Source organism: Natronobiforma cellulositropha (assembly GCF_025629245.1).
GTDB classification, from domain to species: domain Archaea; phylum Halobacteriota; class Halobacteria; order Halobacteriales; family Natrialbaceae; genus Natronobiforma; species Natronobiforma cellulositropha.
Window position 1 is genome coordinate 1 of the sequence record NZ_JANZXN010000011.1, and the last position, 6,604, is coordinate 6,604.

The 6,604-nt window shown below is 61.5% G+C and carries 8 protein-coding genes; 1 reads left to right on the plus strand and 7 read right to left on the minus strand.

Translation table 11 applies throughout. The annotated features are described in order from the left end of the window. From N0B15_RS05210 to N0B15_RS05225, 4 genes are all read right to left on the minus strand, one after another. On the minus strand, positions 1-630 hold a 630-nt coding region (locus N0B15_RS05210; protein ID WP_484549509.1), incomplete at its 3' end, for a DUF7958 family protein. Then, positions 530-1,111 (minus strand): hypothetical protein, encoded by a 582-nt coding sequence (locus N0B15_RS05215; RefSeq protein WP_263018452.1) that lies wholly within the window; start codon positions 1,109-1,111, stop codon positions 530-532. The genes N0B15_RS05210 and N0B15_RS05215, both read right to left, overlap by 101 nt. Next, a complete protein-coding gene (locus N0B15_RS05220; RefSeq protein WP_464503019.1) occupies positions 1,089-2,009 on the minus strand; it encodes a DUF7958 family protein in 921 nt (306 codons plus the stop codon). Before N0B15_RS05220 ends, N0B15_RS05215 begins: the two co-directional genes overlap by 23 nt. Next, positions 2,006-3,343: an eCIS core domain-containing protein gene (locus N0B15_RS05225; RefSeq protein WP_263018454.1), complete on the minus strand. Its 1,338-nt coding sequence runs from the start codon at positions 3,341-3,343 to the stop codon at positions 2,006-2,008. Before N0B15_RS05225 ends, N0B15_RS05220 begins: the two co-directional genes overlap by 4 nt. Positions 3,344-3,871: 528 nt before the next feature. Between N0B15_RS05225 and N0B15_RS05230 the strand changes: the two genes are divergently transcribed. Further along, a complete protein-coding gene (locus tag N0B15_RS05230) occupies positions 3,872-4,054 on the plus strand; it encodes a hypothetical protein (protein WP_263018455.1) in 183 nt (60 codons plus the stop codon). A gap of 321 nt (positions 4,055-4,375) precedes the next feature. Here N0B15_RS05230 and N0B15_RS05235 read toward each other — a convergent pair whose 3' ends face one another. The 3 genes from N0B15_RS05235 to N0B15_RS05245 form a co-directional block, all read right to left on the minus strand. Further along, positions 4,376-4,804: a type IV pilin domain-containing protein gene (locus N0B15_RS05235; protein ID WP_263018456.1), complete on the minus strand. Its 429-nt coding sequence runs from the start codon at positions 4,802-4,804 to the stop codon at positions 4,376-4,378. A gap of 22 nt (positions 4,805-4,826) precedes the next feature. Then, entirely contained in the window at positions 4,827-5,234 is a 408-nt protein-coding gene (locus tag N0B15_RS05240) for a type IV pilin domain-containing protein (RefSeq protein ID WP_425494211.1), read from the minus strand. A 448-nt stretch (positions 5,235-5,682) separates the two neighbouring features. Next, positions 5,683-6,604, minus strand: a 922-nt coding sequence (locus tag N0B15_RS05245) for a DUF7958 family protein (RefSeq protein WP_263018457.1), incomplete at its 5' end; no start/stop codon positions are given.

Below are 6,604 nucleotides of genomic sequence, written 5' to 3' on the forward strand. Positions count from 1 at the left end.
GGCCAGCGCCTCTCCGTCGACGGTCGCACCCGATTCCACGCCGTACGCCGAGAGAGCGTCCCTGATCGTCTCCTGGAGACCGACCGGATCTGGCTCGAGGTAGAGATCAGTGCGGTAGACGACGATTCCGTCGGGGTCTGCACCTGCAAACGGCAGGTCGACTCTCGAGCCATCGGCGTGGCGTCGGAGTCGGTCGAAGAGCGCACGGAAGTGCGTTTCGAATGCCGTCGGGGAGAGCTGACCGAGCGCGATCATCGCCGCCAGAATACAATCGGGATTGTCGACCCGCTCGAGGGTGCCGTAGCCGCGTTCACGGTAGACGTGGTATCTGGCGTAGCGCCGGGCCTGGTTGACGTGTTCGTTCTCCTCGGGGGTGCGAGCCACCGGGTCGTCCGAATAGCCGTCTTGTTCGTGATAATATATCTCGCCGCTGCGTTTCCGCATCTCGATTTTGTGCGTGGTTCCATTGTTGTCGATTACATGAAGTCCAACGCTACGGTCGTTTTCTCCAGTGACATTTCCTTTCATATTATGACAACCCCTCGGATTCGCCTTCACCAGTGCGGGCGTGGTCGATAGCCGACGCAATGAGCTGTTCGATCCGTTCTTTCGCGCTGCTGTTCGTCCCATCAGCCCACGCCTCGTACCCCGCATGGGCGGCATATGCGAACGTCATCCCCGGGACGACGTCGGCGATCGCCGCCTTCGTCAGGTTGAGTGCGACTGCCTCCACCGAATCGGAGACAGTGTACTCGCTCTCGGCTGTGAGTTCCTGCCCGAAGTGGTCTTCGTACATCGTCGCCAACTGGTGGTCGTCGAGTCCGTACTCGGCTTTGACCTCCTCGAGCGTGACCGACGGCGTCGCAGGCTGGCGTTCCTCGTGTGCCCCTCCCGCGCCAGTGAGATACTTCTGCTTCGCATCCTGATGGACCGGGAGCGTCCCGCCGCTCGAGTGGACACCATCCGGTCCCTGAAACCGCTCGAGCGCACTCCAACGACTGCCTGACGGACAGGCCAGCGCCCTCCCACTCGTGGCTCGGCACTCGCGTCCGCCCGTTATCCGTCGGCTTTGGCCATGCTGCTGTTCGTCAGCGCCGAAACAGGGCGTCACGGACGCGGTCGTACACCGACGCCGTCGTCGTCTCGGTTCGCTCGAGCGAGTCGATCGCGGCCGTGAGTGCGTCGGTACCGGGTGCGAAGTCGTACTCGTAGCCGGGGATGTCGGCGTCGATATCGAAGTACTCCGGGTACAGCTCGAAGTGGAGGTACTTGATCGTGAACTCGTATTTACCGGGTCCGAGCAGCCGGTAGTCCGCCGGTGGCTCGAGACCCATACCGAGGTAGCAGTCGCGTATCTGACACCGGAGCGTGTAGACGAGGTACTCGAGAAAGACCGGCATCGTGACGATGGGGACCGGTGAGAGTTCGACCCTGGCGTCCGGCTCGCACTCGAGCGCTCGACCGTGCTGGTGGGTGTGGCGGTTCCCGGGTTCGGTGTAGTAGCAGACGCGGATTCCTCCGGTGGTCTCGACCTGCCCGTCTTCATCGAGAGAGATGTCCTGTTCGTACAGTACGGCGTCGTCACCACCGACCATCTCGGTGGGCAACGAAACCGGGCGCTCGATGTCACCCGTTTCGACAGTCGGATCGTCACGGTAGTGGCTCAGACTCTGGGCGAACAGGTCGCCGAAGTGTGTCTCCGCCTCGTCGACAGACAGCGACTCGAGACCAGTGCAGACGGCCCGGATCCGGTCGATGTCGAGCGACCACGGCAGCGTCTCGTAGCCGAGTTCGGTCGCGACGTAGTATCTGGCGTACCGGCGGGCCTGGAAAACGGTCTCCTGTTCCGTAGTCGTTCGTCGTTCAGGTTCGTCCGGGTAGTACTCCGATTCGTGAAATACGATCTCACCAGAGTGCTTTTCCACTGTAACCGTATGCGCGTGTTCACGGTTATCTGTAACCTCTAGTTCCACGAATTCTTCGTTCTCGTTCGTTGTTCGTGCCTTCATTCTGTGTCACTCTGAAACGGATTTTGGCCACCGAATTCGCCACCCTCTTCTTCGGCCTGATCTTCGGTGGACAGACCTGCGTGTTCTCGGAGTAACCGTCGACCACGTGCTCCGATTTCCTCACCGTACTCCTCGAGTACTTTCTTCGCTCCGTAGCCAGAGCCGAGGGCAACGATTGCAGCGGGTGCGAATCCGAGCGACAGCAGCGTCGCCGCGGTGTACGTCGAGTTCCCGATCGAAATACTCCAGCGAAGGTCACTGTCGACCAGTTCTTCGAAGTCGCTTGTCGGCTCGATTCCCTGCTCGTCGAGGAATGCGTCGAGACCGTCACCGGTCTGACCGTGTTCGACGACGGCCTCGAGTTCTGCACGGGTCAGACGATACTCACGCGTCGTCTTCTCGTCGAGGACGGCCCGCGTCTGCGCGGCCTTTTCACCGACCGTTTGCTTCGCGAGTTGTTTCGCCCCTTCTCGAGTTCCATCGTCTGCGACCATCGCTCCGAGATACTGGAGCGTGACCGGCTCGAGACGCTGAACGTACATCTCTACTCCGTTTCGGTTGACGACTACTGGCGCTTCGGCTGGTTCTCCCGAGAGTGCCTTCCTCGCCACCTCGTCGGCCTCACGCTCGAGTTCGGGATCGGGGTCTATCACCAGCGAACTCCCCTCCTGGGGGAGCATACTAATGGCACCGCCAGTTTGCTGGCGGACGTGCGCCAACTCGTGTGCGAGCAGGTACTTTCCTTCGGGACTCTCGGGGTCGTACTCGCCACGGTTGAACACCACGTGATTGCCGGTGGTGAACGCCCGTGCCTCGAGCGCACTCGCTGCTTTCGCAGCCTCCGGCCCAGTGTGTAGCTGCACGTCCGAAAACGAGTCACCCATCCGTTGCTCCATCTCCTCGCGGACTGATCCCTCGAGCGGCTTTCCTGGCTGGGTAATCACCCGTCGCACCACGTCGGGTGTGGCAGTCTCTCCCGCCAGGTCGCTCTCCGCCTGTGCTTCGACCGAGCGCATGGCACTCGGCGTGTCGAGTTCGACGCCCGCCGCCCGACTGCGCGCTCGAGCGACGCGAACCTGCTCGCCCGTCGGCGTGTTTATGCCTTCAGGCAGTTCACCGCGTTCGCCCCACCGTTGGACCTGCTCGAAGCCGCGCGTCTGGATCAGCCGGTCGAGCTGGGCCGCCTGCTCGGGCGAGGGTTGCAGTACACTCGAGAGATACTGGTGTGGGCGAGTTCCGCCCTGTGTCTGGGGCTGCGCTCGAGCGCGCCGTGTTCGTTCGTTCTGCTCACTGTCGTCGTTCGACCGGTCGCGCCGATCCCAGCCGAAGCTCATCCCTCCCACCTCGGCTGTTGCTGCATTGGTAATTGTCAGCCCGTTTCTGTTCGATCCTCTTAGGTGTTAGTCTTCGGACACTCGAGCGGTCGGCCCACTCGAGCGCCCCCGTCTCCCGCCGGGCTCGAGTCACCCTGCCAACTGTCGGGAAGCCGTGGGTTGGAGGTTCGGCCCTCGAGCGGCGGCGGCGCTGTGGACTCCTCGACACCCACCGCAGCCAAACAATATCCAGTAGCTATAAGTCAACCCGTGGACAACACGCTCACGGAAGCCGCGTCATCCAGAAAGCGGGACGTTGTGAAATGTCCCGGGTGTGGCAGCACCCGAGACGTGGCTTCCAACTCGTGAGAGTGCTGAAGCCATGAATCCGTACCAACCACGCGAACTTAAAAGTCTCGCAAACGCTACGTACAGCCCGCGAAACACCGATTCTCGGAGTGGAGACGCTCTCGCTCGAGTGCTGACTTACGGCCGACAGCGAGCCGTCGCGCTCGTCAAACAGCCGTGTCTTACACACGGAGGGGTGCGATGAGCGACCACGAACCCGAGGACGAGGACTACGCTCGCTGGGGTGGCGAGAACTGGAACCCGCCACGCTGTCCCCACTGTGAGAGTGTGGTCGTCGGCGTGACTGCGACCGGCCCGTTTACGATCCAGGCCTCCTGTGGCTGTTACGTCACCCAACAAGAGGCGCGAGAGTTGCGAAAGTAGGGTTCGCTCGAGCATCTTTTGGGATGGGGTGGCCTGCTTTTTCGATCGACTTCTAGAAGGGCATCGCGACATTCTGTGCCGGGTTTCGTGGGTGAGCCAGCAGGCAGAACCGCCGAGACCACTTCGAAAGCCCCTGGCGGTCTCGAGGGCTGCGGGTTGCTGTGGTCCTCGCTCGCTGCGCTCGCTGCGGTCCTTGCGTCCCCTCGCCTCTCGAGACCGCCAGCCCCTTTCAGTCCCACCCGTGGTGGTTGTGCCGGGTACCCTCGAACGGCTGGTCGGTACGCTGTGCGTGGGTGGTATGACGTCGATAAAATGGCGTGGTTAGAGTGTGACGGTCTGGTCGAAGACGAGTCCTTCCCGGTCGCCTCGTTCGGCGACTGCGGTGACTCGAACCTCGACCGGACTGTTCCCGTCGGCTTGCACCCGGACGTTCTGCCCGGCGTTCGTGACCGTTTCCGACACCTCGTCGGTCGGACCACTCGCTCCCTCCAGCTCGTCTCCGCTCGTCGTCGCAGTGACCGTCACCTGGTCGGAGTTCTCGAGGTTCAACACCGTCACCACGAGGTGGCCGTTCCCGCCGTCCGGTTGCGTGTCGGTGATCGTGACCGCTGCTCGAGGCCCGTCGTCGACGCCGTCTGCGATCTGGAGCGCGAATGCTCCGACTGTTGCGGCGAGGATGACGACGACAGCCACGAGAAGCACGGTCCCGATAACGGGATTAACCGCTTGTTCGTCTGTGCGTTCGATCACGGGAGAACTGAAGCCCTAGGTATCAGGGGTTCCAGTTCCCGACGGTGCTGGTCGAACCCTCATATTCTGCAGTAACGGTGATACTCTCACCGTTTCCACAGGTTGCTGTTTGGCCAACCTCTAATGTTTCACCAGAACATGATTCCCCACTGGGACCATCTTCTCCCTCCACGATTTCCACTTCACCTTCGTCAGTGCGTTGGTCAGTCAGGAAAGTAACTGTAACGTGATCACTCCCTTCATCGAACTGGATTCCTGCAGACGCACCCGCACTCTGACTCGAGCCGAGGTCCAGCACGAACGCGGCGATCACGGCCGCGAGGATGACGGTAATTGCGACCATCAGGATAACACCGATGACCGGCGATACAGCCCGCTCGTCTTCGTTTCCGAAGAGCTTCTTTTTCAGATTCATGGTTGTTTGTTCCACACACCGATTGAACGATAGAAAGGATTATGTCCCACCCACTGGAACAGTAGATATGACGCACGTTGGGGGATGCATCCCAACCCCGTGCCGTCACCTTCTATCGTCACGATGCTATCCGAGGGTACGCTGGACACTACATAAAGTTATCTGACTGTCCAAAGACCGTGATAGAATTCCCTTCTGAAACGCTTTCACATGTGATAATCAGCCACCCGTAGAACGCTTACAGCAACCCCTTGAACTCACCGCTGTCTCTCGATTTCTCTTCCTCGAGTCCGCTTGGACGAACCGCTATTACGTCAGATTCAAATCCCGCTTGGAACGCCGACAAGTTCCCCTATCGACCGTGAACGACTCCCACCCGTCCGCAACCCCTGCTCCACACGGCGGCTCGAGCACCCCCGCTGGCCGGGACTCCACCACCGACACCGCGCTCGCACACACCGTTTCAGTCGCTGCTGTAGGCATCCGGTGGTGTGTACTCCTCGTACCAGGTATCGATGTCGGCGTCGGGGTCGTAATACTCCTCGTAGAAGTCGTAGTGGGTGTACCAGGTGGAGGCGTCGTGTCTCCCGTGGCCGAGGATGCGGACGGCGGTGGGTGGGGCGATTCCCATCGTCAGATAGCAATCGCGGACCTGGCAGACGAGGTTGCGAACGAGCTGTTCTCTGAGCGCGTCGAGGTTCTCGGGGTCGAACGCGAACAGTTCGATCCGCGCATCCGGGCTGCGCTCGAGCGCCGGATGGTCGCCCCACTGGGTGTGGTACTGGCCGTGGTCGTCGTCCCAGTGGATGTGGACGCCGGAGACGGCTTCGACGAGCGAGCCGTCTCGCACGTTCGGCAGCGTCTCGAGGTCGATCCCGGCGGCGTCGGCGACCGTTTGTGCGTCGGGTTCGGGAGCCGCGCCAGCGACGCTGGTCTCGAGTAACTCGAGGACTGCGGGGTCGGCCAGCACGTCGGCGTAGGCGGTGGCGGTCTCCTCGTCGACACCGAGGTAGACGTCTTGCTGGTAGACCGCTTCGGTCGCCGCGACACCTGCGGGCAGCTCGAGCGGCGAGCGTTTATCGCGACCGATACTGCGGAGGTGGCGGTAGAGGTCACCGAAGAACGCGTCGGTGGTCTCGGGTGTCAGCGGCCGGAGTACCGCGGCGGCCTGTGCGATGCGGTCGGGGTTTCGCATCGGCTCGAGGGTATCGTAGCCACAGTTTCGATACACCCAGTACTTCGCGAAGCGCCGTGCCTGGTTGACGTGTTCGTTGGCGGCTTCGGTACGCTCTGCGGGGTCGTCCGGGTAGCCGTCTTGCGAGTGACCCTTGATTTCCCCTTTTGTATCGACCGCTATTTTATGCTGTACATTGTTGTTATCAGTA